This window comes from Rhizobium sp. FKL33, assembly GCF_005222915.1.
Lineage (GTDB): Bacteria > Pseudomonadota > Alphaproteobacteria > Rhizobiales > Rhizobiaceae > Rhizobium_E.
The window spans coordinates 87,387-113,471 of record NZ_STFX01000022.1 but is presented as its reverse complement, the minus strand read 5'-3'; the positions used below and the strand labels follow the sequence as shown (position 1 = coordinate 113,471).

The window sequence follows — 26,085 nt, the reverse complement described above, 5'->3', positions numbered from 1 at the left end:
CAAAAAAGCTCCCAAATCAATGGCAGCCTTGAATCATCATCAATCCCAAAGCGGAAGCCCGTTTATGAGTATACGGCCTAGTCCTGCCGACAGCTCACATCACCCAGGCGTGCGGCCGGCTTATCTTCGACGCTGACCGTCGGATCTCCGCCTGCCGTGCAGGAGGTTGCTCCGTCGGCGACGGGCTTCACATGCACCATGGGTTGGCCCTCGATCCGGACCGAAGGAATGACCTCAAAGAGTGTGGCTGGACAATTGGCGACATCAGACAGCCGTAGAGCCGGACGCCCACCGACCATCACCGAAGCCGATCCCTTCAGCGCGCAGTCCGGCAGGACCTCTGCCGAAACGCCGGTCGCACAAAGACAGGCGCCGAGGGCAAGGGAAGCCCGCCAAAGACGAGCGGACGCGGCGACCGAGCAGCGCATGCCGCTCAGCCCCGGAGATAAGCGGGACGCGCGCTGGCGAAATCGAGACCGGGGAATACTTTGGTGGTCAGATCGCCGCCCGAAATGTCGAACTGCGCATTGAGCAGCGAGGCGGCGATTTCCCGCACATCCATGGTCGGCATCAGGTCGCGGTTCTCGAACAGCGCGTCTTCAGACAGGCCCGGCCATTTGCCATAGACCTTGCCGCCGCGGATCGCGCCGCCGGCGAGGATGGCGACGCCGCCGGTGCCATGATCGGTGCCTTTCGAACCGTTCTGACGGACGGTGCGGCCGAATTCGGTCATCGCCAGCACCGATGTCTTCGACCAGATGTCGGGACCCATTTCCGTCTTGAGCGTCACGATCGCCGCCACCAGATTTTTCAACGGGTTCTTGAAGACATTGTTCTGCGCGATATGCGTATCCCAACCGCCCACCGAAAAATTGGCGATGCGGTATTTGTCTTTCAGCATGCCTGCGGTCAGTCGCGCGACGCTGGCGGCGTTGTCGGCGCGGGCGCCGGTGGAGAAGATCGAGTCGCTCTGGGCGTCTGCGCCGGTCGCTTCGGCGAAAGCCTGCGAAAAGGCCGGATCGTTGGCGTAGAGCCGTTTGAAGAAAGCCGCCTCGTCGGCGCCCATGTCGAGATCCGACCGCGTCGACCAGGTGTCGACCGGATTGGGGCCGGTGAGGATCAGTTCGGAGGAGGCGCTGACGTCGATGGCCTTGCGCAGGTCGACATTGCGGATGCTGCTGATCGCCCGGTTCAGCCATCCCGTTTCCTCTTCCGAGGGGCTGTCGCCGCCGGATTCGAGAATGTCCTGGCCGTCGAAATGGCTGCGGGTGTCGCGATAGGGGGTGGATACGGCATGGACGAAGCCGAGTTCGCCGCTTTTCCACAGGGGCAGCAGATCCTTGGCCAGCGGATGCAGGCCGAAGCGACCGTCCAGATCCAGCAGTCCTTTCGAGGGATCGAGCGCGAGGTCGGGGCGATAACGCGCCAGGAGCGGATCGGTGTAAGGCTGCACGAGATGCAGCCCGTCGAGCGCGCCGCGCAAAACGATGGTCACCATGCGCTTGTCGCCGGGCGCTGCGGCGAAGGACAGCGGCGTGAAGGCGGGGGAGGCGGCGGCGCAGCATGCGCCGGCGAGAAAGGTCCTACGGCTCAGGGCAATCTTTTCCATGGTCCTCAGTCCTTTCGTCAGCGACGGTTGAATTCGGGGGACGCGAGCGTCAGCGCCACGCCCGCAGCGCGGTTCGGAGCCTGAGACACGATGGTGATCGTGTCGTCGCGGGCGGCATCGGCCAAGACGACCTTGAGGAACTTCACGGGGTCCGTCTGTCCGGCGCGCCGGCGAGCAAGCCGTTGCGCCCAGGAAATGCGGCCGGTGATCTGGCTGGCGGAGATCCAGGCGTCGAACTGTTCCGGATAGCCCGCGGGACTGGACGGTTGCCAGATTGGTTGGCCGAGATTGCGCAGGGTGCGAACCGTCAGTGGATTTTGCGGAATGCGAGCGCGTTTGGCTCGTTCGGCCTTCTTGCGTTCGGCGGTAGTCATCTTCTCGTCATCCGCCATCATCATCTCGTCGTCGCCGTCCATGGATTTGGCGGATGCGCCGGGCGCGGCGCTTTCAGGCGCGGCCATCTCGGGCTCGTCCATGTCCATCGCCTTGGCTTGCGGGACGGCAAAATCTTGTTCATCCGCCAGCGTGGCGCGCAGGCCAGCCACCACGAAATCGAAAGGCTGGCGCGCCTTTTCATTCGGATTTGCCCAGGCAGCGGGATGATCGAGCATCGCCTTGTAGACGGAGCGCAGGTCGCCGTCCGTGTCTTCCCAGGCGCGCGTCATCGCCTCGACGAGTTCCGCCGGCGGCTTGTCGGACACAAAATGAATGACCAGCTTGCGACAGATATGGCGACGGGTCTGCGGGGCGGCCGCGAGATCGTCGAGCAGCGCCTCGACATCTTCGAGCTTGCGGCGCGGTCCGCCATAGGACTTTCCGAGAACCTTTATCGGGCCCGGTTCCGCCCGTTGCCGCTGATAGACGACCTGGCCCTGGCCATTGACGTTGAGACCGGTCAGCACCAGAGCCGCGTTGCGGACATCATCCTGATCATAGCCGCCATCGACGCCGAGTGTATGCAGTTCCAGCAGCTCACGGCCGAGATTTTCGTTCAGCCCCTTCTTTTCGTTCTCTTTCGCGCGCGGGGAATTCGGCCCCATCGAGCGAATCTGATCCAGATAGGTCAGCATCGCCGGATGTATGATGGCGGCGCGCAGCAAATCGCGAAACGGCCCTGCGATATTGGGCCGCAGCGCTTCGGCCTCGTATAGAGCCACATAGAAACGGGTCTTCGCCTTCTGGGCGGCGACCGAAAAATGATTGACCCAAAACATCGCCAGCCGCTCTGCAAAGCCGTTGGGCGACAGCGCCGCCTGTTCGATGCGGGCGTGCAGGTCGATGTTGAACAGGATGCGCGCCTCGTCGATGATCTTGCCCCGCGCCACCTGACGCTCGTCCTTGGGGATCTTGTTGAGTTTGGAGAATTCACGATCGAGCGCGGCTATGTCGGCGCGTCGCTGCGCGACGCCGCCGACGGGGAACCGCAGGTCTTCGTCGCGCGAGGCGTCGAGCTGACGCATCAGATCCTCGGGTCCCTTCGGACCCGTCTCCCCCGGTCGCAATCCGTAACCAAAGCGGATGGCGCTCATCGTGGCGCGGGACAAGGACATGGGACAGCTCCTCGACTAAATGTTTGAAGCCATCCTGGCTCCTAAATCTGACGGATTTGCGGATAGCAGAATCGTCATGAACGGAAGATGAAGGACGCGCCGAGCGCGATCAGCGCGAAGCCGATGATCTGGTTGATGGTGACGCTTTCCTTGAGCCAGAACACCGAGAAGCCGACAAACACCACCAGGGTTATCACTTCCTGCATCGTCTTGAGCTGGGCGGTGGAATAATGAGCGCTGCCGATACGGTTGGCGGGCACGGCGAGGCAATATTCGAAGAAAGCGATCCCCCAGGAGGCGACGATGGCGATGACGATCGACGTCGTCTTGTGCTTGAGGTGGCCGTACCAGGCGAAAGTCATGAAAATGTTGGACAGAAACAGCATGCCGATCGGCAGCAGCGCGGACGGATTGAAGAAGCCAGGCATGGCGATTCCCTCATCTACAACGGAAGCGCCGTGGTGATCAGCCTCATTCGCGGCGCGGTCAAGACGGCTGGCCGCAAAACGCGCGGATGGGCATCTGGTTGCATGTCGGCGTTGACCTCCGAAAGAGCGCGTGCGACTTCTGCTGGCTCTGACGAATAAGGAGTACAGATGGACGACGCCGAGTTCCCCAAGCGCCATTTCCTGCGCCGCGGCGCGGCATTCCTTCTTGACTGCCTCCTCGCCTCCGTATTGGCGGGGCTCGTGCTTCTGCCGATGTCAATCCTCGCGGGCGTCGATCTCGGCGCGAGTTCGGTCGGGACGAAGGCCGTCTGCGCGCCCGCGCCGGCGGAGTTGCCGGCATTGAAGAGCGTGGAGACGGCCTTTCCACTCATCGAGGGCGAGAGCCGCGTCTCGACGCTCTGTGTTGTCAGCATTCTTGGCCTGCAGGACCAGACATATCTGACGGTGACCAACAGCAGCGGTTCGGAAGGCGGCGATGCTGGGATGACCCATCGTTTCACGTCCAGCCGAACAATCACCGTCGGCGTGGATGCCGATGGAAAGGCAAATATGGCGGTCGCGCCGCCGTCCTTCAGCATTCCGGTCGCCATCCTCATCCTCGCCTTCTTCATCAGCGGCGGCAAGCGCAGTCCGGGAAAATGGCTCACCTCATTGCGGGTGATCACCGATGACGGCGGGGCGCTCGACTACAAGCGGGCGCTGAGGCGAGAGAGTCTCAAACTGTTGCCAGCGCTTGGAGTATTCGCCTGGCAGGCGGCGGTGTGGGGCGGCGCCGTCCTCTCGCCGCCCGAAGTTCCCGGCGTCGTGGCGGAATGGACGATGCCAAGCATCACGATGATGGTCGCTGGCGCCGCATTCTGGCTTTTCGGTTTCGTCTGGTTTTTCGGGCCGTTCATCGTCTGGCGCGGCAAGACGTTTCATGACTGGTTGGCCGGCACGAAACTGGTCGTTTTTGGCCGCGCCCGGGCCTGATCAGTCCTCCGGCACGACGGTCGGCTTGCCGTCCTGATCGAGCGCCACCATCACGAAAGTGGCGCCGGTGACCTTTTCCATCCGCGGCGACAGATAGCGCTGCGCCCAGGCCTCCACATTCAAGGTGATCGATGTGCGGCCGACCCGGACAATGTCGGTGTAGATGCACAGCGTATCCCCGATCTTCACCGGCAGTTCGAAGGCCATTTCCTTGACCGCTGCGGTCACCACGCGGCCATGGGCGCGTTCGGCGGCGCGAATGCCGCAGGCCAGGTCCATCTGCGCCATGACCCAGCCGCCGAAAATATCGCCGGCGGCATTGGCGTCGCCGGGCATTGCCAGCGTGCGCAGGGTTAGTTCGCCGGAGATTTCTGGGCGGGCCGGGCGGTCGGTCATGGCGGTGTCTCGTTCCTTCTGGTTCAGAGTGCGGAGCTGATGTTGTCGTCGCGGGCCGGTGTTGGAGAGCCCGAGATTCTTGAGAATGAAATCGGCAAGGCTCTCGGCGTCGTCGAGCTCGAAACAGGGGAGACCGTCCGTATCGGCGGGAAAATCGGCGGCCACCGCCAGGATCAGCGGATCGAGAGGGGCAAGAGGCGACGTGCTTCGCGCCTCCCGGCGCCTGGTCTCGATCTTGGGAATCGCTTCGCGTTTGTAACCTTCGACCAGCACGATGTCGCAGGGCGAGAGCCGGGAGAGGATGTCGTCGAGGCTCGGCTCCGGCGCGCCGCGCAGTTCCTGCATCACCGCCACGCGCGCGCCCGAGACCAGCGCCACTTCCTGTGCCCCTGCCTCGCGATGCTGGTGGGAATCGGCGCCGGGGCGGTCGACGTCGCAATCGTGATGGGCGTGCTTGATGGTCGAGACCGCGTAACCGCGCGCCGTCAGCTCGCGCACCAACCGCACCACGAGACCCGTCTTGCCGGAATTTTTCCAGCCGGTGACGCCAAAGATCTTCGTCTGCCGATCCATCATTCGACGCCTCCGGCCGCCGCGCCGAGATGCCTGAGCGCCTCTGCGAGATCGTCGGGCGTGTTGATGTTGAAGAAGGGGTCGATGACTCCGGCTGCGGTAATCGCCGCGTCGAATTCGACCACCCGGATTGGCTTGTCGTCGAGAAAGGCGCGGACCTTGAGCGTCGGCGGTGCCGCGAGCCAAGCGTCGAGCGCCTCTAGAACTGAGACGGGCCAGAGACCCGTGACGGGATGCATGCGTCCATGCGAAGCGGCGAGCGCCACATCGCCGTCGCTCTCCAGCGCAGCGCGCAAACTGTCGAACAGGTCGGTCGGGAAAAAAGGCGTGTCGACCGTCACCACAGCCAGATGGGTTGCCTCTGGATGCGCGCGGCTCGTATGACGGAGCGCAGCCTGCAGGCCGGCAAGAGGGCCCTGAAAACCCGGTGCAATATCCGGAAATGCCGGTGCGCCGTCGACGCGGAGGTCGGGATCGTTCGAATTCACGGCAAGGCTGTCGACCTGCGGCGCGAGACGGGCCGCGATATGGTCGATCAGGCGGCCAGCGCCAAACGGCAGCAACGCCTTGGGGCGCCCCATGCGGGACGATCGGCCGCCGCTCAGTATGACGCCAGGGCGCGGCTTGGGTTTGGGCATGGCATGCTCACGATATGGTTTTGCTCGCGGACGCGGTCTGCCGCTGCAGCTTGTTTTCCCGGTAGAACATATAGACGCCGGCGACGACGACAATCCCTGCGCCCGAGATGATCCACATATCCAGGCGCTCGCCGAGGAAGACGACGCCGAGCAGGATCGACCATAACAGGCTCGTGTAGCGGAAGGGCGCGATGAAGGAGATGTCGCCGGTGCGCATCGCCATGATCAGCGTCTGATAGGCGGTGAACAACATCAAGGCGCCAAAGCACAAGGCTGCGAGGTCTAGAGATGCGGGCGTGCGCCACCCACCCAGCGGCGCGACGAGCAGGGCGCCGCTCAGGGTGACGGCGATGGAAGCGGCGCCCGACACCAGAAGCGTCGGAGCGCCGGCCTTGATGCGTTTGGTGGCAAGATCCCGCGCCGCTGCGAGAAACACGCTGGCGACCACGAGGAGCGAGGCGGCGCTGAAACCGTCGCCGCCCGGCCGGATGATGACCAGCACGCCGGCAAATCCCGTCCCGATCGCCAGCCACCGTCGCCAGCCGACCTTTTCGCCCAGGAAAACCGCTGCGCCCATCGTCACGACAAGCGGAAGCGCCTGCAGGATCGAGGCGGCGTTGGACAGCGGCAGCAGGCTCAGGGCATGGACATAGGTCATCGCCGCGAGCGCTTCGCAGAGAGTCCGCAGCAAGAGCGCGCGATCGCGCAACATCGAAAGGGAAACGGACGGTTTGGTCCGCCAGGCGAACAAGGCGATGATCAGGGTGGTCAAGGCCCCCCTCAGCAGCATGATCTGCCCGGCATTCATATCAGCCGCGACAACTCGGACCATTGCGTCGTTCAGCGCGAAGCCGGCCATGGCCAGCGCCATCAGGGACGCGCCGCGAAAATTGTGATTGTCAGACAACATTCCTCCCTGGGGAGACCTGACATGACGAAGCGCACTCCCTCATGCCTGCGGCGGCGCGCGTCGCGCTGCGCGTGGTCGTCCTCTAAAGCGCGCCGCGATCTTTCAGATTCGCTCCATGCGCTTTAACTCATTGTTTGTAAGCATGTCGCCCGAAACCGGTGATCGCTTTCGGGCGACATGCTTTAGACGGAATAGAGCGCCCGGACCAGCGCCGAAGACGGCGATGCGTCAGACAGCCACGGCGATGTGTTCTTCGCGGCGCGCTTCCTGGTGCTGCGCAGGGTCGAAATGGAATCTCAGCGTGTTCTTTCCCGCCGCCTTGGCTTCGTAGAGCGCGGCGTCGGCCGCCTTCAACAGGGCGCTCCCCGTGACCCCCGGCTCCCAGGAATCGGCGATGCCGATCGAACAGCCGATATATGCCTCCTGTCCCGAGGACAGGGCGATGGGCTTGCCGACGGACAGCAGGATGCGGGTTGCGATGGCCTGGATGTAGCTGCGTTCGATCCATCCGGTCATCAGCACCACGAACTCGTCGCCGCCGAGACGCGCCACGAGGTCGTTTGAGCGCAGGCAATCTTTCAGTCGCCGCGCCACTTCCTGCAGCAGCTCGTCGCCGCCGGCATGACCATAACGGTCGTTGACCTGCTTGAAGCCGTCGAGATCGATATACATCACAGTGACGCCGCTGAAGCCGCGCGAGACGCGGCTGACCGCTTCTTCGAGTTCCGTGTTCAACCGTGCGCGGTTTGCGAGGCCGGTGAGACTGTCTGAGCCGGCGCGCTGTTCGCGGTCGGAGATGAGCCGGCTCGAATTGCGGATGAAGCGGGCGAGCAACAGACCGAGAACCCCGAGCGCCAGAACCAGCAGCGTGAAGAACGGCATGACGATGCGCAGCATCTGTTCGCCGGGGCGCGAGGGATCCCAAATCAGGAACGTTTTCTTGCCGTCGCTGGCGTAGCCCCGGATTTCCACGGCGGAGTCCGGATGCGGCGCTTCCTCGGCGAGGTTGGAGAGACGGAGATCGGCGAGGTCGAAATTCTGCTCCAGCCGCCGGAGCGCCGTGTCGTCGAAACGGTCGACGAAGACGATGGCGTAGCCCGTCGGAGGACGGTTCGCGTCGGTGACGGAGATGACGGGCGCCACTGCGATGGTCACGGCCAGGCTCTGATAGGGGACGACGGCGGCGAATGTCTTTGATGGATTCTTGAGCCAGGCGCGATAGGCCAGGCGGAAAGCATGCGGCAGTTCGATGACGCGATCGCTGTTGTATTTGCTACCCTTGACATAAGAGTAGATCGTCTTGCCGTTGGGATCGATGACGAAGGAGAAATCGAGACCCAGCGTTTGTTCGGGGCCTGCGCCGATCTGGGCGCGCATCCAGGCGAGATCGGGCTTGTCGACGATGTTGGCGACCGCATCGTCCCAATAGCCATAGTCGGAAGCGCTCGGCCCGAGCCGTTCCGCCTGCACCTCGAGAGCATGCCGGGCCAGGCGGGATTGGTGCTTCACCGCGACCTGCGTCTGGTAATCCGCGATCCACAAAAGACCGGCGAAAGCCAGCACGATCAGCCCTGCGACCAAAGTGCAAAGCGGCAGAATCAAACGGCGTATGAACAGACTACCGGCATCCGCCGTGAGATCCTTCATCGCAATCCCCTCGTTAGTTGAAAGTAGTCCTACCCGCGATGGTTCAAATTTTTGCTAAATTATAGGGTTAACGCAACGTCAGGCGAAAAATCCGGTGATGTGTCAGCCTTACTCAGGGGCAAGCGCGCCTGGCTGCTCTGGCGCAGTTGAAGCAGAGACCATTATCGTCCAGCGCCGGCGATGGCAGCCTGATCGTTGCGCCATCGTCCGACCTCGCAGGTTCGCCCGCCACGGGAGGTGAGGCGACAGATTTGGGGAGAAATAGCCGGCGCAAGTCAGCCGCCGGTGACGCTCATATGGCGCGACACGGCGGGGCGGTTATGCGTCCTGTCGATGATGAAATCGTGGCCGCGGGGCTTGCGGCGGATGGCCTCGTCGATCGCCGCCGAAAGAACCGCGTCGTCGTCGCTCGACCGGAGCACGGCGCGAAGATCGGCGGCATCCTCCTGACCGAGGCACATATAGAGCGTGCCGGTGCAGGTAAGGCGCACGCGGTTGCAGCTCTCGCAGAAATTATGCGTCATCGGCGTGATGAAGCCGAGCCGTCCGCCCGTCTCCTCGACCGTGACATAACGGGCCGGGCCGCCGGTGCGGAAGGGGATGTCCTTCAGCGTGAACCGGCTTTCGAGATCGGCGCGCAGCGCCGAAAGGGGAAGATAGCGGTCGGTGCGGTCTTCCTCGATCTCGCCCATCGGCATGGTTTCGATCACGGTCATGTCCATGCCGCGACCATGCGCCCAGCGCATGATCTCCGGCAATTCACGGTCGTTGAAATCCTTGAGCGCGACGGCGTTGATCTTGATCTTCAGGCCGGCCTTCTGGGCGGCGTCCACGCCTTCCAGAACCTTGGCGAGATCGCCGGTGCGGGTGATCTGGCGGAATTTTTCGGGGTCGAGCGTGTCGATGGAAACATTGATGCGTCGTACGCCGTTGTCGGCCAACTCGCCCGCGAAGCGAGACAGTTGCGAGCCGTTCGTTGTCAGCGTCAGTTCTTCGAGGCTGCCTTCACGCACCTTGCGGCCGAGCGCCCGGATCAGATGCATGATGTTGTGGCGGACAAGCGGCTCGCCGCCGGTCAGCCGCAGCTTTTTCACGCCCTTGTCGATGAAGGCGGAACAGAGCCGCTCCAGCTCTTCGAGCGTCAGAAGGTCCTTCTTGGGCAGGAACACCATCTTTTCCGCCATGCAATAGGTGCAGCGAAAATCGCAGCGGTCGGTGACCGAGACGCGGAGATAACTGACCATGCGACCGAAAGGATCGATCATCGGCGCCTGCGCCGCATCGCGCGCGATCGGACCGGAAATGATGTTCATGCGCTTGCTCCTCCGAACCCCATCTTCGGAATTTCGGTCTTCGGGTCAAGTTTCATATAGGCTCAGCATAACCGATTTAAAGGCGAAATGTCTTGCCCCTGCGACATGGCTTGTCTTATTGAACGGCCCAGAGGTGACGCATGACCGAATACTGGCCAACCGAAATCCGTATTTCCCCCGATCGCAAGACGCTGACCGTCGTCTATGACGACGGAGCCCGTTTCACCTTACCGGCCGAGATGCTGCGCGTTCTTTCGCCGTCGGCGGAAGTGCAGGGCCATGGCCCGGGCCAGAAAGTGACTGTGCCCGGCAAGCGCAATGTCATGATCCTCTCCGTCTCGCCGCAGGGCAATTACGCCGTCCGCATCGGCTTCGACGACATGCATGACAGCGGCATTTTTACTTGGCGGTATCTGCGCGAGCTCGGCGAGACTGGCGAGCAGTTGTTTGCCTCCTATGAGGCTGAGCTCGCCGAAAAGGGCTTGAGCAGAGATCGCTAAGACAAGAATCTTTGCTTGCCGAACCATCTCGTCATGGTTTCCAAATCGTTACCGATCGGGCTAGTATCTTCCTGTTTCAAGATCGGGAGAGGGCCTCGGCATGGCGACGAAAAAGGGTGATATCGGCGACAACACGCTTCAGGGCACCAATAAAGACGACGTGATCCAGGGACTGGGCGGAGACGATACGCTTTGGGGTCTGAAGGGCAACGACAAGCTTTATGGCGGCGACGGCGACGACGTGTTGCTCGGCGGCATCGGAAACGATCTTATGGTTGGTGGAAACGGCGAGGATACATTCGTGCTCAGCGCCGGTACGGACACCGCCAATGGCGGTCTGGGCGTAGACTATCTTGATTTCTACTTCGCCGATAAAGGCGTCACCGTCGATCTCGGCAGCGGAGTGGCCAGTTTTGTGACGGACGGCGCCAAGGCAAAGGTCCGCTTCACCAGCGTCGAGGGGCTCTGGGGCTCCGAGTACGCTGACCGCGTGACGGGCACGAACCGAAACGAAGAGATATTCAGCCAGGAAGGCGACGATACGATCCATGCCGGAGGCGGTAACGACGTGGTCAATGGATATGCGGGCTCCGATACGATTTATGGCGACTCCGGCAACGATATTGTCGTGATGGCGCCTGGGAAGGACACGTTTCACGGCGGAAGCGGCAGCGACATGCTCGACTTCTACTATGCTGCGAAAGGCGTCACCGTTTCGCTCGCCAAGGGGAGCGTCAGTTTCCAGCAGTTCGATGGCGCCGGGACAAGCGTGTTCGACAGTTTCGAGGAGATCTACGGATCGGAATATGCCGATAGGATCACCGGCGACAAGAACAACAATTATCTCGAGGGGCACGTCGGCAATGACCGTCTGACGGGCGGCGCGGGGTCCGACACATTCGCATTTTTCGATGGCGACGGCGCAGATATCGTCACGGATTTCGACGCCGTGGGCGGAGGACAGAAACAGGACTATCTCGGCGTGGAATCCAAGAAAGGCATCTTCATAACAGCCAAGGGCGACAACACGCTCATCGAATTCGATGGCGGCAGGATCACGCTGCTCGACGTGAAGTCCAGTGATGTGACGCTTTCGGATTTCCACATTCTCTGATGATCTGCATGCCTCGACCATGATCGAAATCATGGTCGAGGCGCAGACGACGTGTTTGGCTGGCCTCGGCCCTCCTGACGTGATGATGACAGTTGGCGCCATCACGACAGTCATAGGGGGTGCCGCCGCCTGGACTGTGGCGCGGTCTTCACCTCGTCTCGGCTAGCGGTCTTCAGTCCCATCCTTCACGTCTTGGGCCAGGAGTGTGGCGACGATGCTTTCCATGTGATCGGCAACGTCGTTGCATCGCTCCTCCGACGCGCCGGCCATGACGAGGTCGATGAGGCCGGTCTGGATTTCCATCGCCTGCTCGGTGATGGCCTTTCCGTCGTCGGTCAGGAACAGTCTCAGCACCCGCTTGTCCTGGCGGTCGCCGCGCCGCTCGATCAGGCCGCGCTTTTCCAGTTGCGGAAGCAGCATCGACATGTTGGAGCGGCCGACCAGCAGTTTGCGCGCCAGTTCCTGTTGGGAGATGCCCTCGCGCCGGTAGAGATTGAGCATGATGTCGAGATGCGGCGGCTTGATATCGAGATGGGCTATGTTGCGGGCCAACGTCAATTGCATCAACTGGCAGGCGCGCGCCACGGCGATCCAGGTGCGGAAGCGCGGATGGTCCCAAGGTGGGGCTTGCTTTTTGTTCATTGTTGTACTTTATAGTTCATGACTGAACATTCAAGGTGCGACATGTCATCATATAGCGTCAAGGCCTTGGGGCAACTGATCAATCTCGCTGGCGTCGTTTCTCCCCGTTTGGGGGGCGATTTGGCGTTCTGGTTGTTCTGCCGGACATCGAAGCCCGATCCTGCGACCGAAAAGGAGAGGGCGCTGTTTGCGAGCGCGCAGCCGCGCATGGCAGAGTCGCGGTTGGAAATGCTTGATACAAGCCGCGCCCGGGTCGCTGCGCATGTCTTCCCGCCGATCGGTCCGGCCAATGGCAGGCGCGTGCTGGTCGCCCATGGCTGGGGCTCGCGTATCGATTATCTTCAGGCCTTGATCACCGGATTGCGCGAGGCGGGGTTCGAGGCTGTCGGCCTCGATCTGCCGGGACATGGCCGCTCCAGCGGGCGCGTGCTCAATGTGCTCATGGCGATGGAGGCGATCAACGCTGCCTGGGATCGATTCGGCGAATTTCACGCGATGGTCGGCCATTCCTTCGGCGGCTATTGTTCGGCGATGGTTGCAGCCGGACCGGAAGACCTGATCCGTCGCCGCAGCCCACAGCGTCTTGTCACCGTCGGCTCGCCGGTTGCGGCAAAGGATGTGTTTGCGGGTTTCTCCGATGCGCTCGGTTTTTCGGCTCGCGTGCGCCGCGGCCTCGACGCTGCCGCGGGACGACTGACGGGACGACCCATCGAGGTCTTTTCCGCCGAAGCCATGCTGGCCGCCCATCCCGAGCTGCCAGTTCTGGTGCTGCATGCCGAGGACGACAAGGAAGTGCCGGCGGCGGCGGCGCGCAAATATGCCACGGCTGGGCCGCATGTGCGGCTCGAATGGTTGAACGGCTGGGGCCATCGCCGCATCGTCAGTTCACCCGAAGCGATTGAACACATCAAATCTTTTGTCGCCGAAGCGTCATAAATCTCGCCGATCTGTCATCAAGTCGGACTATGATCTGGTCCTGTAGAAACAGGAGACGGTGATGAAGACGGTGCAGTCGGTCGAGGAGTTGAACGCGCTTTACGGGGAGCCCGCGGAAGCGTCCATCATCAAAGTGGTCAACCGCCTGACGCCCGAATATCGTCTGATGATCGAAGCCTCGCCCTTCGTGGCGCTGGCGACCGTGGGTCCCGAAGGACTGGATTGTTCGCCGCGCGGCGATGCCGGCCAGGTGGTGTTCGTCGAAGACGAGCGCACCGTGCTGATGCCGGACTGGCGCGGCAACAACCGGGTCGATTCACTGTCCAATATCGTCCGCGACCCGCGCGTCGGCCTGATGTTCCTGATCCCCGGCTCCAACACCACGATGCGGCTGAATGGAACGGCCCGGATGGTGATCGACGAGGCGATGACGACGCGTTTCACCATGGACGGCAGGCATCCGCGCTCGGTCATCGTGATCACGATCGAGGAAGTCTACACCCAATGCGCCCGCGCCGTGATCCGCGCCGATCTCTGGAATTCGGAAAAGCACCACGATCCCAAGAGCCTTCCGACAGTGGGGCAGATGATGCAGACCATCAAGCAGGGCTTCGACGGCGAGGCCTATGATCGCGACTGGCCGGGCCGCGCCGCCAAGACTATGTGGTGATCTTCTCAGATATTCGATGATCGCCCCAAATAAAGTCGGGACGTCAGCCGTCCAGACAAGCGACGCCAGATCATGGCGGCCTTATAGTCGCTTCGCATTTGAGGGAGAGCACCATGAAGAAACTGATGATTCTGTCGACCGTCGCGCTTGCTGCGCTGTCGTCGCTGACCGTCTCGGCCCGCGCCGACGATGTGCTCGACGAATACAACGCCTATATCGGCGAGGACGATCTCTACAATTCCAACGGCGAGCGCCTGCGCGAGCCCTGGCAGATCATTCGTCAGGACCGCGCCAACTTTCACAAATACCGCATTCGCCAGCCCGGCGACGAGAGCGACAGCTATTTTTCCTCCGTCGACAATCGCGCCGCCGCTGAACGCATGGTCCGGTCCGGAACCATCACCCGCGAGGCGCGCCGGTTGCTGCTCAATGGCGACGTCATGATCAATGTGAAGGTCATGGAAGGCGACGACGGCGTCTATCTGAAGATCAATGTCGAATAAATCAGGCTTGGCTTTCTGCGCGGCGGCCCTGTTCGCCGCCGCGCCCGCGTCGGCGCTGACCTTCTCGGAAAAGCTCGATCGTCTGGTCGCAGCCTATCCCGAGACAATTGCCGGCTGGAAAGGTAATGTCCTGGCGCTGAAAAATGGCGACGCCGTGGAGATCGACGATGGCGTCGTCCGCGACCATTTCGCGATGCTCGCCGAAGGCGACGTCGAGGACAGTCTGCAGCAGCTCTATGAAGCCGGTCCTTGCGATCCCAAGCCGGCGGTGAACTCCGACCCCGGCCGTATTCGGTCGGAACCGCTGATGAAAGCGATGTATGGCGACAGCGCCAAGGTGGTGCGGGCGCGGCTCACCCCTGTCGACTGGTTCGGCGAGACGCTGCGCGTCACATCGGTCAACGGCGTCGACAAGGCGCTCGCCAAAGTACGGGACGAACTCGCGGCGCGGTCGGATTTGCGCCCCTATCTCGCGCCGTCGGCAGGCGTGTTCAACTGGCGCAAGGTCTCTGGTCAGCCCAATCTCTCGGTCCACAGCTTCGGCGCGGCGATCGATCTCAACACCAAATTCGCAGATTACTGGGTCTGGTCCGGCGGCAAGCCCGGCCGCGTGCCCGTCTACAAGAACAAATATCCCATGGAGATCGTCGAAATTTTCGAGCGCCACGGTTTCATCTGGGGCGGGCGCTGGTATCACTACGACACGATGCATTTCGAATATCGCCCGGAACTGATCGCCATCGGTCGCGCTTCTGGAGCAGCCGCCTGCAAGTGAAGGAGTGAGACATGTCGCTGAAGATCTATACCGCCGGTCCGGAAGTTTTCCTGCCCAACGCCCGCGAGGTGATGGCGAAAAAGACCGCGCTCTGCGCGCAATACGGCTTCACGGCGATCTGCCCCGGCGATCTCGACATTCCCCCGCAGCCGACGCTTTATGAATTCGGTCTGGCGATCAGCCGGGTCGACGAGGAGATGATGGACGCAGCCGACGCGATCATCGCCAATCTCACGCCGTTCCGCGGTATCGCCGCCGATGTCGGCACCTGTTTCGAGCTCGGCTATATGAGCGCCCAGGGCAAGCTCGTCACCGCCTACACCAATGTCGTCGAAAACCATTTCGAGCGGACGAAAGCCTATTACAATGGCGCGATCAGCGTCGGCGAAGACGGCCACAAGCGTGGGCCGGACGGATTGTCGCTCGAGGATTTCGACATGATCGACAATCTGATGATGCATGGCGGCGTCATCCGCCGCGGCGGCCACATCGCCGTCCACAAAGCCGCGCCCGATGCGCTTTACACCGATCTCACCGGCTTCGAGGATTGCCTGAAGGCGCTCGCCAAGGCGCACAGCGCCAAGACGGTGGACGAAGGCATGCGGCCTGAAGACCTGGACGCCAGCAACGACGACTGACGCCCTGACAAATACGCCTGCGAGGTGAGCCAAATTTCTCACCTCCTACTCTCCTGAAAATCGATCTAGCTCTCTGGGTGTTGCGTTTCGATGAGCCGACGCCCCGTCGCGTCGCTGCAATGATTTGGCGAAGACATTTTCAGGAGAGAGAGCATGGCGTCCTATGCGACCGCCGGCGCGGAGACGCGCGTCAACACCACTGTGTCGAGGGCGCAGAGCGAGGCCTCCATCGCCTCGCTCGCCGATGGCGGCTGGATCGTCACCTGGACATCCTACGGGCAGGACGGCAGCAATACTGGAATCTATATGCAGCGCTATGCTGCGGACGGATCGGCGGTGGGAAGCGAAACCCTCGTCAACACCTATACCGCCGACGCCCAGTTCCAGTCTTCCGTCACCGGGCTCGCCGATGGCGGCTGGGTGGTGTCCTGGGCCTCCGACGGCCAGGATGGCAGCGTGTACGGCGCCTATCAGCAGCTCTATTCTGCCGACGGCGTTGCGGTCGGCGCCGAGACGAAAATTCCCACATATACGAAATGGCATCAGTTCGAAGCCGTCGTCACGCCTCTCGCCGATGGCGGCTGGCTCACGACCTGGGTGTCAGAAGCACAGGACGGCGACCAGTCTGGCGTCTATCAGAAGCGCTATGATGCGTCCGGAGCGGCCGTTACGACCGAGACCCTCGTCAACACATACACGGCAAGCCACCAGATGTACCCCGCCGTTGCCGCGCTCGCCGACGGCGGATGGGTGACGACATGGACCTCCGTGGGACAGGACGGCGGCAGATTTGGCGTCTATCAGCAGCGCTATGACGCGCTTGGGGCCGCCGTCGGCAAAGAGACATTCGTACCCAGCACCCATACCGGCGACAAGGACTTGTCGGCGGCAGCGGGGCTGGCCGACGGCGGCTGGGTCGTCGTCTGGTCGAACAATGCAACGTCTTTCACGCGCGACATCTATCTCCAGCGCTTTTCCGCGGACGGTTCGACCGAAGGCGGCGAAACAATGGTGAACACCACCGTTGATGACAATCAGGAATATGCCGATATTGCGGCGCTTGCCGATGGCGGCTGGGTGGTGACCTGGACGTCTTTTGGCCAGGACGACGACGCGTCCGGCGTTTATCTGCAGCGTTACGATGCGAACGGCGCCAAGCTCGGCGGCGAAACGCAGATCAACGTTTACGAAGCGCGGGAACAGAACGACACCACGATCACCGTGCTCGACGATGGCAGCTGGGTTGTCGCCTGGACGTCCTATGGTCAGGATGGCGATGATTACGGCATCTACCAGCGTCATTTCGCCATTGATGTCAGGGGATCGGCGGGCGCTGATGCGTTGACCGGCACATCCTGGGCGGAATATCTGGTGGGTTATTCCGGAAATGATACGCTCGACGGCAAGGGCGGCGCGGATGTGATGATCGGCGGGACGGGCAACGACACCTACTACGTCAACACATCTTCGGACCAAGTGCAGGAATTCACCCGGCAGGGAACCGATACGGTCATCTCCTCCGCCAGCTATTCGCTCGCGGCGCTTGCGGCGGTCGAGAATCTTACGCTCTCAGGCAGCTCCAATCGGAGCGCCACCGGCAACGGGCTCGCAAACTCGCTGATCGGCAATTCGGGAGCCAACGCCATAAACGGCGGGGTAGGGGCGGATATCCTCGAAGGCGCGAGCGGCGCGGACACTTTGACCGGCGGCTCGGGCGCCGACTCGTTCCTGTTTCGAGGCGGTCATTCCGGGAACTCGACCAGCACGTCGGATCTGATCACCGACTTCTCCCGCAGCGCCGGCGACAAGTTCAATCTCCAGGCGATCGACGCCAATACGAACAAATCCGACAATCAGGCTTTCGTCTTCATCGGCTCCGAGGCCTACCACAAGGTCGCGGGCGAATTGCGGTTCGTGAAATCCGATTCCGGCACGACGATTGATGGAGACACCAATGGTGACGGAAAGACCGATGTGATGATCCGGCTCGACGACGCCGTCAGCCTGAAGGCGGAGGACTTCCTGCTGTAGAATGAACCGTCATTTCTTGTAGAGCAGCCAGCTCTTCGACAGTTCCTTCTTCATCCCGTCCTCGAACACCATGACCTTGTTGCGGCCATTGCTCTTGGCGCAATAAAGCGCCACGTCGGCCTTCTGGTAGAGTTCCTGCGGGCTTTCGGCTTCGGCGGCCAGGCAGAGGCCGAGCGACAGGGTGACGGGGCCGTAATTGACGCCGGTCTTGGAATTCTTGAATGGCGTCGATTCGAGCGCGCGGCGAATGCGTTCGGAAACGGCGCTCGCTTCCTCCTGGCTCGCGCTTTCCAGAATGACGGCGAATTCCTCGCCGCCGGTGCGGGCGACGAAGACGTCCTTGCGCACATTCGAGCGGATGACATTGGCGACCGTCGCCAGGATCTTGTCGCCGACCGGATGGCCGAATGTGTCGTTGATGTTCTTGAAATGGTCGATGTCGCCGATCACCAGCGAGGTGGTGGCGCGGCCGAACTGGCTGTCGAAGATCGCGGCCAGCTTCTCGTCGAAGGCGCGGCGGTTGTAGAGACGCGTCAGAGAATCCGTGTTGGCGATGCGCTTGTATTCGTCGAGTTCGCGGCGGATGTCTTCCATCTCGCGCGACTTGTTGGCCATGCCGACCATGGTTTCCTGGCCATGGCTCATGGTCGTGTCGGTGGCTTCGGTGAGCAGCGAGATGGCGTTGGTGAGGAGTTCGGTGCTGGCGGCGCTCTTGGAATTGATGCGCTGATAGGTCTCGCCGAGCAGCTTGTTGTAGCTTTCGAGCGAAGACTGTTCCTGGCGAAGCATGGTCACCAGACCCTCGAGCTCGCGGACGATCTTGGTGTGGGCGTGATCGACGGCGTTGCCCTGATGGCGACCGAAATACTGTGCGCCGATGGCGTCGAGTTCTTCCTGCGTGGCGCGATTGCCGAGCGCGGCGAGATCCTTGGTCAGTTTCGGGTTCGAGCCGATATAGGCTTCATAGAACAGTTCGTAATTGCGCGGAATCGGAGAGACGCCCATTTGACGCATCGCATAGGTGACCTGTGCGGCGACATCCGGCACCTGCACCTTGCCCTGCGAACCTGTCATGGAGAACTCCTCATTCTATTTGCTAGAACTTATATTCTTGAAGTATTTTGAAAGTGTTAACGATCTTAAATACATGCGGTCGCCGCAACGGCTCCCTGCTGAAATCGCCGCTGAGGGTGCAGGGATTTCACCGAAAGTCCGTATCCAGAATGGGACAAGAAACGGCGTCCGGCTGAAGAATGACCGGATGCCGAAAGTCTCGCGGAACGGAGCCGTTGTTCTATTCTGGCGCGAATTATTCCAGATTGAGTTCCTTGAAGAAGTCGTTGCCCTTGTCGTCGATGACGATGAAAGCGGGGAAGTCCTCGACTTCGATCTTCCAGATCGCTTCCATGCCGAGTTCCGGATATTCGACGACCTCGACCTTCTTGATGCAATCCTTGGCGAGACGCGCTGCGGGACCGCCGATCGACCCGAGATAGAAGCCGTGATGCTTGGCGCAGGCGTCGCGCACCTGGCGCGACCGGTTGCCCTTGGCTAGCATCACCATCGAGCCGCCGAAGGACTGAAACTGGTCGACATAGGAATCCATGCGGCCTGCGGTGGTGGGGCCGAAGGAGCCGGAGGCATAGCCTTCCGGCGTCTTGGCCGGGCCGGCATAGTAGATCGGATGGTTCTTGAAGTAATCCGGCATGCCTTCGCCGGCTTCGAGCCGGGCGCGGATCTTGGCGTGGGCGAGATCGCGCGCCACGATGATCGGGCCGGTCAGCGACAGGCGCGTCTTGATCGGATGTTTGCTGAGTTCGGCCAGGATCTCTGGCATCGGACAGTTCAGATCGATCTTGACCACGCCGTCGGACAGATGGCTCTCGTCGATATCGGGCATGTATTTCGACGGATCGGTCTCCAGCGCTTCCAGGAAGATCCCGTCCTTGGTGATCTTGCCCTTGGCCTGGCGGTCGGCGGAACAGCTGACGCCGAGCCCGATCGGCAGCGATGCGCCATGGCGCGGCAGCCGGATGACGCGCACGTCATGACAGAAATACTTGCCGCCGAACTGCGCGCCGACGCCCAGCGACTGGGTCAGCTTGTGGATTTCCTTCTCCATCTCGAGATCACGGAAGGCGTGGCCGCTTTCCGAGCCTTCGGTCGGCAGTTCGTCGAGATAATGGGTGGAGGCGAGCTTCACCGTCTTCAGGTTCATCTCCGCCGACGTCCCGCCGATGACGATGGCGAGATGGTAGGGGGGACAGGCCGCCGTGCCGAGCGACAGGATCTTGTCCTTGAGGAACGAGACCATGCGGTCATGGGTCAGCAGCGAGGGTGTGCCCTGATAGAGATAGGTCTTGTTGGCCGAGCCGCCGCCCTTGGCGACGAACAGGAATTCATAGCCGTCCTCGCCTTCCTCATAGATGTCGATCTGGGCCGGAAGGTTGTTCTTGGTGTTCTTTTCCTCGAACATGGAGATCGGCGCGAGCTGGGAATAGCGCAGGTTCTTCTTGAGGTAAGCGTCCATGACGCCATGCGCCAGCGCCTCGTAATCGCCGCCTTCTGTCCAGACGCGACGGCCCTTCTTGCCCATGATGATCGCCGTGCCGGTGTCCTGGCACATCGGCAGCACGCCGCCGGCGGCGATATTGGCGTTCTTGAGCAGATCATAGGCGACGAAACGATCGTTGCCGGTGGCTTCCGGATCGTCGAGAATCGACGCCAGCTGCTTCAGGTGATCGGCGCGCAGGAGATGGTTGATGTCGGCGAAGGCGGCTTCCGCGAGAAGACGCAGACCTTCCTCGGCGACCGTCAGGATCTCCTGGCCCTTGAACATATCCGTCGAAACGTGGTCGGATGAGAGCTTGCGATAGTCTGTCTTGTCCTCACCGAGGGGGAAGAGATCTGCGGCCATAAGCTTGCCTTTCGATGCCAAAAGCGCTGCAAATGCGGTCTGTGTAAAGACTCGCCGCACGAAATTCAATGCGCGGTCAACGAGGCTTTTCTGCTTAATCGATTGTAAAATAGAAACAAACATGATCCCGAATGCCGCCACCTCTGTTCCCAAGTGACGCAAGCCTCCCGCACAGTTCAAATTGTATATGTCCGATTAAGGGCGTGTTCATGCCTTTCAACTAGTTTGATCGAGCCCTGAAAACAGAGGGAGCTCGGAATGATTCCGAACCGCAGACCCGTATCACGCGGGATAAGGACATCCGTTGTCCAAAAAATATCATTTGTGTGCCTCCTCGGCGTTCACATGCCGCTGGCGGTTATCCTGCTGCAGGCGGGAACCCTGCCGCCGCTCAATATTTTGCTCTGGCCGACCCTGGCGACGGTCCTCGGCTCGATTGTCTGCATGCTTGCGGTATGGTGGCATCTGCGTCCCCTCGGAGAGCTGGCGGAAGGCCTCAGACTGTTTCGCCTTGAGGGCTATCTTCCACGCTTTGAAAACGCCCGCGACGATGAAATCGGCCTTGTGTCGGATTCGGTGTCGCGGCTGGTTGGCGAACTCGACATCACCCTCAAGAAATTGAAGGCGCAGGCCACGACCGATCTCCTGACCGGTCTCGTCAATCGTCGCGCAATGCTTGACCGGGGAGCGGAAGAACTCGCCCGCGCCCAGCGAGGTCGGGAAACGCTGAGCGTGGTTCTGATGGATCTGGACAACTTCCGCTCCGTCAATGAGGATTTCGGCCAGGAAATCGGCGATCACGTTCTGGTCGCGATCGGTCAGGTCTTGCGCGATAATCTCAGGCCCTACGATGTGGCGGCGCGTATGGGTGGCGAGGAGTTCCTCGTGCTTCTTCCGCGAACCTCTCTCAAGGACGCGAAGGGTGTGGCGGAACGCCTGCGCCGCAGCCTCGAACACACCGTCATCTCGCCCCTGCAGCGGGGTCGGGTTACTGCTAGCTTCGGCCTTTCGGTGAGCCATGGCGGCGTCAGCGGTCTCGAAGACATGATCGCCGAGGCGGACCTCGCGCTTTACGAGGCGAAGCGGGCAGGGCGCAACATGGTGCGCGTCGCCGAACCGATTTCTCTCGATCACATCCTGAGGCGGCGGACCTGAGGGCTTCACTTGGGGCCGGCGAGGCGATAGCGTCGCGCCTCGCCAGTTCCGGAGACCCGTATGCGCCGATTGCCCGCCCTGACCGCCATGAAGATCTTCGAGGTCGTGGGCCAGACGCGGAGTTTCACACGCGCGGCCGAAAGGCTGAACCTGACCCAGTCCGCGGTCAGCCGGCAGGTGCGCAATCTCGAAGAGCAGTTGGGTGAGGCGCTGCTCATTCGCCGGCATCACGATCTCGAACTGACGGAATCAGGCGCCGAGCTCTACGCGACGCTGCAGGATTCCCTGCACAATGTTGAACTGACCGTCCGCTCGATCATGGAAAAGAGCAGCGGCGCGCGGCTGCGGCTCAATGCGCCGCCCACCTTCGTACGTCGCTGGCTGATGCCGCGTCTGCCATCGCTCAGGGACGCGCTTCCCGGCGTCGACATCAGCATCAGCACAGATCTGCAGGACAATCTCGGCGAGCGCAGCCTGCTCGATTGCGCCATCCGCTTTGGCGACGGCGAATGGCCGCTGATGCAGGTCAGCCATCTGATGACGGAACGGCATGTCGCCGTCTGCGCGCCGTCGCTTCTGGACGGCGCAGGCGCGGTCTCGGGCGCGGATCTCTCCCGCTTCACCTTTCTACATGTGCTTGCCTCGTCCAACCAGCGCTATCTCACCTGGCGGCACTGGCTGGATGCGGCGGGGCTCACCGACGTCGACACCCGCGGCGGCCTTGAATTCGACCTGCTGGATCTCGCTATCGAAGCGGCCGTCAACGGCATGGGCGTGACGGTGGCCGATCGCGCCATGATCGCGCCGCTGATCGGTCAGGGGCTCCTGACCACGATCATGGATGTCGAGGTTCCGGGCCATCAATCCTATTGGCTGGTGACCCGGCGTGAGCGGAGCGAAAGCGACAAGGTCGCGGCTTTCCGCGCATGGCTGGAGCGCGAGTTTTCCGCCTGAGCCGGACAAGCATTCCTTTTTGGAATGCTTTGCCCGACAACTCCTCGCTTGCGCTTTGTTCAGTCCCGGATTTTCCTGAGGGATAACAGCCGCTTCGGGCGTGTTTCTTGCATTGGGATTCAAGGCCATGGACCACCAGATCTTCCTCGGGGGACGTTTTGCGTCCTCGCAATCCGACCGCATGATCGACGTCGTCAATCCCGCGACAGGGCAGGTGTTCGCACGGGTGCCGGCCGCCTCCGAACAGGACGCCGTGACCGCCGTCGAACTTGCCGCCGACGCGCAGAGGGATTGGGGCGCGCGTCCCGCCATCGAGCGCGGCGACATCCTGCGCCGCTTTGCCGACGCCATTGAGAGCAATGCAGACCGGATCGCCGCGGCGCTCGCCGCCGAGAGCGGCAAGAGCTTCGCCGACGCGCGCGCCGAAACCGGCTATGGCGTCGATCTCATGCGCTATCACGCGGAATGGGCGCGTCGCATCGACGGCGAGGTGATCGAAAGCGACAGCCGCAACGAGACGCTTCTGTTGAAGCGCGTGCCGATCGGCGTCGCCGCCTGCCTGATCCCCTTCAATTTCCCGGTCTACACCTTCGTGCGCAAAGTGGCGCCGGCGCTGATCGCCGGCAATGCCGTGGTGGTACGACCCTCGAATTCGACGCCCACCTCGGCCTTCGCGCTGGCCGCCTGCGCCGAGGAGGCGGGTCTGCCGTCCGGGCTCCTCAATGTGCTCACCATGGATCACGACGTCGCCCGGGTGATGTGCACCCAGCGGCAGGTGGGCATGATCACTCTGACCGGCAGTGTCACTGCCGGGCAGGCGGTGCTCGACTATTGTAAGGTCAATATCGCCAAGCCCTCGCTGGAGCTCGGCGGCAAGACGCCGGTGGTGGTCGAGCCCGACGCCGATCTCGACCAGGTCGCGTCCCTGCTGATCGGCGCGAAAAGCTATCACTGCGGCCAGGTCTGCACCTCGGCGGAACGGGTCTATGTGCATGAAAGCGTGCATGACGCGCTGGTGGAAAAACTGACGGCAGCCTTCAAGGCGCGGGAATTCGGCGACCGGTCCGTCGATCCGGCCAAGGTCGGCCCGCTGCAGACGGCGGCGGGGCGCAACCGCGTCCACGCTATGGTCGAACGCGCTACGCAGGAAGGCGCGACGGTGGCGGCGGGCGGCTATCTTCCAGACGGCGAGGGCTTCTTCTACCCGCCGACGCTGCTGGTGAACTGCCGCCATGAGATGGAAGTGGTGCGCGAAGAGATCTTCGGGCCGGTTTTGCCGGTGATAGCCTACTCATCCTTCGAGGAAGCGCTCCGGCTGATGAGCGACCACCAGTACGGCCTCGCATCGGTGCTGATGACCGAGAATTATCGCAACATCATGCGCGCGTCCGACGTGGTCGAGGCGGGTGAGCTTTATGTCAATCGCTTCCCGGGCGAACCCTATCAGGGCTATCACGCCGGCTGGAAGCGGTCCGGCCTCGGTGGTGACGACGGCAAGCACGGGATGCTGGAATTCACCCAGACCCGCCTCGTCATCCTCAAGCACTGAGCGTCGCCATGACCTATGACTATGTGATCGTCGGCGCCGGCTCGGCTGGCTGCATCCTCGCCAACCGGCTGACCGAAGACGGTCGCTATCGCGTGCTGCTGATCGAGGCGGGTGGCAAGGACAATTCTTTCTGGTTCAAGATCCCCATCGGCTACGCGATGAGCTACTACAATCCGAAGGTCAACTGGATGTACTATTCCGAGCCTGAGGCCGAGCTCGGCGGTCGCCGGGTCTATGTGCCGCGCGGCAAGGTTCAGGGCGGCTCCGGTTCGATCAACGCCATGGTCTATGTGCGCGGCGCAGCCTCCGACTTCGACGACTGGGCCGCCGCCGGCAATCCCGGCTGGTCCTATCAGGATGTATTGCCGCTGTTCAAAAAGCTGGAAACCCATGCCGACGGCGCGAGCGACTGGCATGGCGACAAGGGTCCCATTCATGTCACGCCGATGCGGGGCATGACGCATCCGATCACCAATGCCTTCCTCAATGCCTGCGGCGAGTTGCAATTGCCGGTCAATCGCGATTTCAACGGCGAAACCATAGAAGGCGGCGGCGTCTATGACATCAACACACGCAACGGACGTCGCTCGCATTCGAGCGCCGAATATCTGAAGCCGATCCTGTCGCGGCCCAATCTCACCGTCGAACGCTTCGTGCATGTCGAGCGACTTGCCTTCGACGCCAGCGGTCGCGCCATCGGCGTCGAAGCCACCCGTAATGGGGAAAAGCTGACATTCTCGGCGCGGCGCGAGGTCATCGTCGCCGCCGGCGCCGTCGGCAGCCCGGCCATTCTCCAGCGCTCCGGACTTGGCGACGGCGACGTTCTGAAGAAAGCCGGCGTCGCAGTGCGCAAGCATCTGCCGGCGGTGGGGCGGAACCTGCAGGACCATCTCTGCGCCAGCTTTTACTACAAGGCGAAGATCCCGACGCTGAACGACACATTCTCGAAATTCCATCATCGCATGCTGATGGGCTTGCGCTATGTGCTGACGGGAACGGGGCCGTTCTCGATGAGCGTCAATCAGGCTGGCGGCTTCTTTCGCGGACGGCCCGAGGAAACCCGGCCGAACATTCAGCTCTACTTCAACCCGCTCTCCTATCGCATTCCCAACACGCCGAAATCGGGTCTCACGCCCGAGCCCTATTCCGGCTATCTCATCGCCTTCAATTCCTGCCGTCCGACCAGCCGCGGCGAGATCATGATTTCCTCGCCGGACAGCCACGCTAGCCCGAAGATCATGCCGCATTACCTGACCACGGAGCGCGATCTCGACGAGGTGATCCAGGGCAGCCGCCTGGTGCGCCGCATCGCCTCGGCCCCGACGATTGCCTCCTTGACCGAGGCCGAGATTTCACCCGGCCCACAGGCGGAGAGCGACGAGGCCCTACTCGACTATTTCCGCGCCAATTCCGGCTCGATCTACCATCTCTGCGGAACCTGCATGATGGGACCGGACGCGGAAACGTCGGTGGTCGACGCCCGTCTCCGCGTGCATGGCGTGCCAGGCCTTCGGGTCATCGACGCCTCGATCTTCCCCAACGTCACCGCCGGCAACATCAATGCGCCGACGATGATGGTGGCCGAGAAGGGTGCACAGATGGCGCTCGAGGATGCGCGGATGGAGGCGGCGGCGTGAGCAGATG

General features: G+C 62.0%; 24 protein-coding genes and 1 pseudogene. 13 read left to right on the top strand and 12 right to left on the bottom strand.

All coding sequences use genetic code 11. The annotated features are described in order from the left end of the window. Positions 1 to 433: 433 nt before the first annotated feature. The 3 genes from E8Q41_RS14600 to E8Q41_RS14590 form a co-directional block, all read right to left on the bottom strand. Positions 434 to 1,609 carry a DUF1501 domain-containing protein gene (locus E8Q41_RS14600; protein WP_137156275.1) on the bottom strand — a complete coding sequence of 392 codons (1,176 nt, stop codon included), beginning with the start codon at positions 1,607 to 1,609 and terminating at the stop codon, positions 434 to 436. Between the two features lie 17 nt (positions 1,610 to 1,626). Continuing rightward, positions 1,627 to 3,159: a DUF1800 domain-containing protein gene (locus E8Q41_RS14595; protein WP_137156274.1), complete on the bottom strand. Its 1,533-nt coding sequence runs from the start codon at positions 3,157 to 3,159 to the stop codon at positions 1,627 to 1,629. A 74-nt stretch (positions 3,160 to 3,233) separates the two neighbouring features. Further along, positions 3,234 to 3,587 carry a DMT family protein gene (locus E8Q41_RS14590; protein ID WP_137156273.1) on the bottom strand — a complete coding sequence of 118 codons (354 nt, stop codon included), beginning with the start codon at positions 3,585 to 3,587 and terminating at the stop codon, positions 3,234 to 3,236. A 168-nt stretch (positions 3,588 to 3,755) separates the two neighbouring features. Here E8Q41_RS14590 and E8Q41_RS14585 point away from each other — a divergent pair, with 168 nt between their 5' ends. Then, entirely contained in the window at positions 3,756 to 4,580 is an 825-nt protein-coding gene (locus tag E8Q41_RS14585) for an RDD family protein (RefSeq protein WP_137156272.1), read from the top strand. Here E8Q41_RS14585 and E8Q41_RS14580 read toward each other — a convergent pair whose 3' ends face one another. The 6 genes and pseudogenes from E8Q41_RS14580 to moaA all read right to left on the bottom strand — a co-directional run bounded on the left by E8Q41_RS14580 (position 4,581) and on the right by moaA (position 10,057). Beyond that, a complete protein-coding gene (locus E8Q41_RS14580) occupies positions 4,581 to 4,916 on the bottom strand; it encodes an acyl-CoA thioesterase (protein WP_281405307.1) in 336 nt (111 codons plus the stop codon). Positions 4,917 to 5,036: 120 nt separating this feature from the next. Beyond that, positions 5,037 to 5,549, bottom strand: a pseudogene (gene mobB, locus E8Q41_RS14575) (molybdopterin-guanine dinucleotide biosynthesis protein B); the annotation flags it as partial. Further along, complete coding sequence (mobA, locus tag E8Q41_RS14570; RefSeq protein WP_137156271.1) at positions 5,549 to 6,187, bottom strand: molybdenum cofactor guanylyltransferase MobA; 639 nt, start codon at positions 6,185 to 6,187, stop codon at positions 5,549 to 5,551. The gene mobA and the pseudogene mobB, both read right to left, overlap by 1 nt. Before the next feature lie 7 nt (positions 6,188 to 6,194). Beyond that, entirely contained in the window at positions 6,195 to 7,097 is a 903-nt protein-coding gene (locus E8Q41_RS14565) for a DMT family transporter (RefSeq protein ID WP_246660193.1), read from the bottom strand. 228 nt (positions 7,098 to 7,325) lie between these two features. Then, the gene (locus E8Q41_RS14560) at positions 7,326 to 8,744 is read right to left on the bottom strand and encodes a diguanylate cyclase (RefSeq protein WP_137156269.1); all 1,419 of its coding nucleotides are present in this window, start codon (positions 8,742 to 8,744) and stop codon (positions 7,326 to 7,328) included. Between the two features lie 275 nt (positions 8,745 to 9,019). Further along, a complete protein-coding gene (gene moaA, locus E8Q41_RS14555; RefSeq protein ID WP_137156268.1) occupies positions 9,020 to 10,057 on the bottom strand; it encodes a GTP 3',8-cyclase MoaA in 1,038 nt (345 codons plus the stop codon). A 140-nt stretch (positions 10,058 to 10,197) separates the two neighbouring features. Between moaA and E8Q41_RS14550 the strand changes: the two genes are divergently transcribed. Then, complete coding sequence (locus E8Q41_RS14550; RefSeq protein WP_137156267.1) at positions 10,198 to 10,557, top strand: DUF971 domain-containing protein; 360 nt, start codon at positions 10,198 to 10,200, stop codon at positions 10,555 to 10,557. Between the two features lie 100 nt (positions 10,558 to 10,657). After that, positions 10,658 to 11,671 (top strand): calcium-binding protein, encoded by a 1,014-nt coding sequence (locus tag E8Q41_RS26130; RefSeq protein WP_137156266.1) that lies wholly within the window; start codon positions 10,658 to 10,660, stop codon positions 11,669 to 11,671. Positions 11,672 to 11,833: 162 nt separating this feature from the next. Here the strand turns inward: E8Q41_RS26130 and E8Q41_RS14540 are convergent, their stop codons facing one another. Then, complete coding sequence (locus tag E8Q41_RS14540; RefSeq protein WP_137156265.1) at positions 11,834 to 12,313, bottom strand: MarR family transcriptional regulator; 480 nt, start codon at positions 12,311 to 12,313, stop codon at positions 11,834 to 11,836. 42 nt (positions 12,314 to 12,355) lie between these two features. On the opposite strand from E8Q41_RS14540, the gene E8Q41_RS14535 reads away from it, so the two are divergent. The 6 genes from E8Q41_RS14535 to E8Q41_RS14510 all read left to right on the top strand — a co-directional run bounded on the left by E8Q41_RS14535 (position 12,356) and on the right by E8Q41_RS14510 (position 17,866). Next, on the top strand, positions 12,356 to 13,249 hold the full coding sequence (locus E8Q41_RS14535; RefSeq protein ID WP_170976488.1) for an alpha/beta fold hydrolase: 894 nt from the start codon (positions 12,356 to 12,358) through the stop codon (positions 13,247 to 13,249). Positions 13,250 to 13,310: 61 nt separating this feature from the next. After that, positions 13,311 to 13,919 carry a pyridoxamine 5'-phosphate oxidase family protein gene (locus E8Q41_RS14530; RefSeq protein WP_137156263.1) on the top strand — a complete coding sequence of 203 codons (609 nt, stop codon included), beginning with the start codon at positions 13,311 to 13,313 and terminating at the stop codon, positions 13,917 to 13,919. Positions 13,920 to 14,032: 113 nt separating this feature from the next. Next, positions 14,033 to 14,422 carry a hypothetical protein gene (locus tag E8Q41_RS14525; RefSeq protein ID WP_170976487.1) on the top strand — a complete coding sequence of 130 codons (390 nt, stop codon included), beginning with the start codon at positions 14,033 to 14,035 and terminating at the stop codon, positions 14,420 to 14,422. Further along, on the top strand, positions 14,412 to 15,197 hold the full coding sequence (locus E8Q41_RS14520; protein ID WP_137156262.1) for a M15 family metallopeptidase: 786 nt from the start codon (positions 14,412 to 14,414) through the stop codon (positions 15,195 to 15,197). The genes E8Q41_RS14525 and E8Q41_RS14520 overlap by 11 nt, the downstream gene beginning before the upstream one ends. A gap of 11 nt (positions 15,198 to 15,208) precedes the next feature. Further along, a complete protein-coding gene (locus E8Q41_RS14515; RefSeq protein ID WP_137156261.1) occupies positions 15,209 to 15,835 on the top strand; it encodes a nucleoside 2-deoxyribosyltransferase in 627 nt (208 codons plus the stop codon). Positions 15,836 to 15,988: 153 nt separating this feature from the next. Continuing rightward, a complete protein-coding gene (locus tag E8Q41_RS14510) occupies positions 15,989 to 17,866 on the top strand; it encodes a calcium-binding protein (protein WP_137156260.1) in 1,878 nt (625 codons plus the stop codon). A gap of 9 nt (positions 17,867 to 17,875) precedes the next feature. On the opposite strand, the gene E8Q41_RS14505 is transcribed toward E8Q41_RS14510, so the two are convergent. Together E8Q41_RS14505 and E8Q41_RS14500 are read right to left on the bottom strand one after the other, a co-directional pair. Then, positions 17,876 to 18,940 (bottom strand): GGDEF domain-containing protein, encoded by a 1,065-nt coding sequence (locus tag E8Q41_RS14505; RefSeq protein ID WP_137156259.1) that lies wholly within the window; start codon positions 18,938 to 18,940, stop codon positions 17,876 to 17,878. 235 nt (positions 18,941 to 19,175) lie between these two features. Beyond that, positions 19,176 to 20,783 carry a fumarate hydratase gene (locus tag E8Q41_RS14500; protein ID WP_137156258.1) on the bottom strand — a complete coding sequence of 536 codons (1,608 nt, stop codon included), beginning with the start codon at positions 20,781 to 20,783 and terminating at the stop codon, positions 19,176 to 19,178. Between the two features lie 345 nt (positions 20,784 to 21,128). Here E8Q41_RS14500 and E8Q41_RS14495 point away from each other — a divergent pair, with 345 nt between their 5' ends. The 4 genes from E8Q41_RS14495 to E8Q41_RS14480 all read left to right on the top strand — a co-directional run bounded on the left by E8Q41_RS14495 (position 21,129) and on the right by E8Q41_RS14480 (position 26,078). Then, on the top strand, positions 21,129 to 21,938 hold the full coding sequence (locus E8Q41_RS14495) for a GGDEF domain-containing protein (RefSeq protein ID WP_170976486.1): 810 nt from the start codon (positions 21,129 to 21,131) through the stop codon (positions 21,936 to 21,938). A 60-nt stretch (positions 21,939 to 21,998) separates the two neighbouring features. Beyond that, the gene (locus E8Q41_RS14490; protein ID WP_137156256.1) at positions 21,999 to 22,892 is read left to right on the top strand and encodes a LysR substrate-binding domain-containing protein; all 894 of its coding nucleotides are present in this window, start codon (positions 21,999 to 22,001) and stop codon (positions 22,890 to 22,892) included. 127 nt (positions 22,893 to 23,019) lie between these two features. After that, positions 23,020 to 24,441, top strand: coding sequence for an aldehyde dehydrogenase (gene aldA, locus E8Q41_RS14485; RefSeq protein WP_137156255.1), 1,422 nt, complete (start codon positions 23,020 to 23,022; stop codon positions 24,439 to 24,441). A gap of 8 nt (positions 24,442 to 24,449) precedes the next feature. Beyond that, a complete protein-coding gene (locus tag E8Q41_RS14480; protein WP_137156254.1) occupies positions 24,450 to 26,078 on the top strand; it encodes a GMC family oxidoreductase N-terminal domain-containing protein in 1,629 nt (542 codons plus the stop codon). Positions 26,079 to 26,085 lie beyond the last annotated feature (7 nt).

Excerpts from the sequence above, each read along its gene's own strand:
- E8Q41_RS14505 (WP_137156259.1), bottom strand. The coding sequence starts at position 18,940 with ATGACAGGTTCGCAGGGCAAGGTGCAGGTGCCGGATGTCGCCGCACAG.
- E8Q41_RS14595 (WP_137156274.1), bottom strand. The coding sequence starts at position 3,159 with ATGTCCTTGTCCCGCGCCACGATGAGCGCCATCCGCTTTGGTTACGGA.
- E8Q41_RS14495 (WP_170976486.1), top strand. The coding sequence starts at position 21,129 with ATGCCGCTGGCGGTTATCCTGCTGCAGGCGGGAACCCTGCCGCCGCTC.
- E8Q41_RS14585 (WP_137156272.1), top strand. The coding sequence starts at position 3,756 with ATGGACGACGCCGAGTTCCCCAAGCGCCATTTCCTGCGCCGCGGCGCG.
- E8Q41_RS14510 (WP_137156260.1), top strand. The coding sequence starts at position 15,989 with ATGGCGTCCTATGCGACCGCCGGCGCGGAGACGCGCGTCAACACCACT.
- E8Q41_RS14500 (WP_137156258.1), bottom strand. The coding sequence starts at position 20,783 with ATGGCCGCAGATCTCTTCCCCCTCGGTGAGGACAAGACAGACTATCGC.
- E8Q41_RS14565 (WP_246660193.1), bottom strand. The coding sequence starts at position 7,097 with ATGTTGTCTGACAATCACAATTTTCGCGGCGCGTCCCTGATGGCGCTG.
- moaA (WP_137156268.1), bottom strand. The coding sequence starts at position 10,057 with ATGAACATCATTTCCGGTCCGATCGCGCGCGATGCGGCGCAGGCGCCG.
- E8Q41_RS14515 (WP_137156261.1), top strand. The coding sequence starts at position 15,209 with ATGTCGCTGAAGATCTATACCGCCGGTCCGGAAGTTTTCCTGCCCAAC.
- mobA (WP_137156271.1), bottom strand. The coding sequence starts at position 6,187 with ATGCCCAAACCCAAGCCGCGCCCTGGCGTCATACTGAGCGGCGGCCGA.
- E8Q41_RS14560 (WP_137156269.1), bottom strand. The coding sequence starts at position 8,744 with ATGAAGGATCTCACGGCGGATGCCGGTAGTCTGTTCATACGCCGTTTG.
- E8Q41_RS14525 (WP_170976487.1), top strand. The coding sequence starts at position 14,033 with ATGAAGAAACTGATGATTCTGTCGACCGTCGCGCTTGCTGCGCTGTCG.
- E8Q41_RS14540 (WP_137156265.1), bottom strand. The coding sequence starts at position 12,313 with ATGAACAAAAAGCAAGCCCCACCTTGGGACCATCCGCGCTTCCGCACC.
- E8Q41_RS14580 (WP_281405307.1), bottom strand. The coding sequence starts at position 4,916 with ATGCCCGGCGACGCCAATGCCGCCGGCGATATTTTCGGCGGCTGGGTC.
- E8Q41_RS14530 (WP_137156263.1), top strand. The coding sequence starts at position 13,311 with ATGAAGACGGTGCAGTCGGTCGAGGAGTTGAACGCGCTTTACGGGGAG.
- E8Q41_RS14490 (WP_137156256.1), top strand. The coding sequence starts at position 21,999 with ATGCGCCGATTGCCCGCCCTGACCGCCATGAAGATCTTCGAGGTCGTG.
- E8Q41_RS14520 (WP_137156262.1), top strand. The coding sequence starts at position 14,412 with ATGTCGAATAAATCAGGCTTGGCTTTCTGCGCGGCGGCCCTGTTCGCC.
- E8Q41_RS14480 (WP_137156254.1), top strand. The coding sequence starts at position 24,450 with ATGACCTATGACTATGTGATCGTCGGCGCCGGCTCGGCTGGCTGCATC.
- E8Q41_RS14550 (WP_137156267.1), top strand. The coding sequence starts at position 10,198 with ATGACCGAATACTGGCCAACCGAAATCCGTATTTCCCCCGATCGCAAG.
- E8Q41_RS14535 (WP_170976488.1), top strand. The coding sequence starts at position 12,356 with ATGTCATCATATAGCGTCAAGGCCTTGGGGCAACTGATCAATCTCGCT.
- aldA (WP_137156255.1), top strand. The coding sequence starts at position 23,020 with ATGGACCACCAGATCTTCCTCGGGGGACGTTTTGCGTCCTCGCAATCC.
- E8Q41_RS14590 (WP_137156273.1), bottom strand. The coding sequence starts at position 3,587 with ATGCCTGGCTTCTTCAATCCGTCCGCGCTGCTGCCGATCGGCATGCTG.
- E8Q41_RS26130 (WP_137156266.1), top strand. The coding sequence starts at position 10,658 with ATGGCGACGAAAAAGGGTGATATCGGCGACAACACGCTTCAGGGCACC.
- E8Q41_RS14600 (WP_137156275.1), bottom strand. The coding sequence starts at position 1,609 with ATGGAAAAGATTGCCCTGAGCCGTAGGACCTTTCTCGCCGGCGCATGC.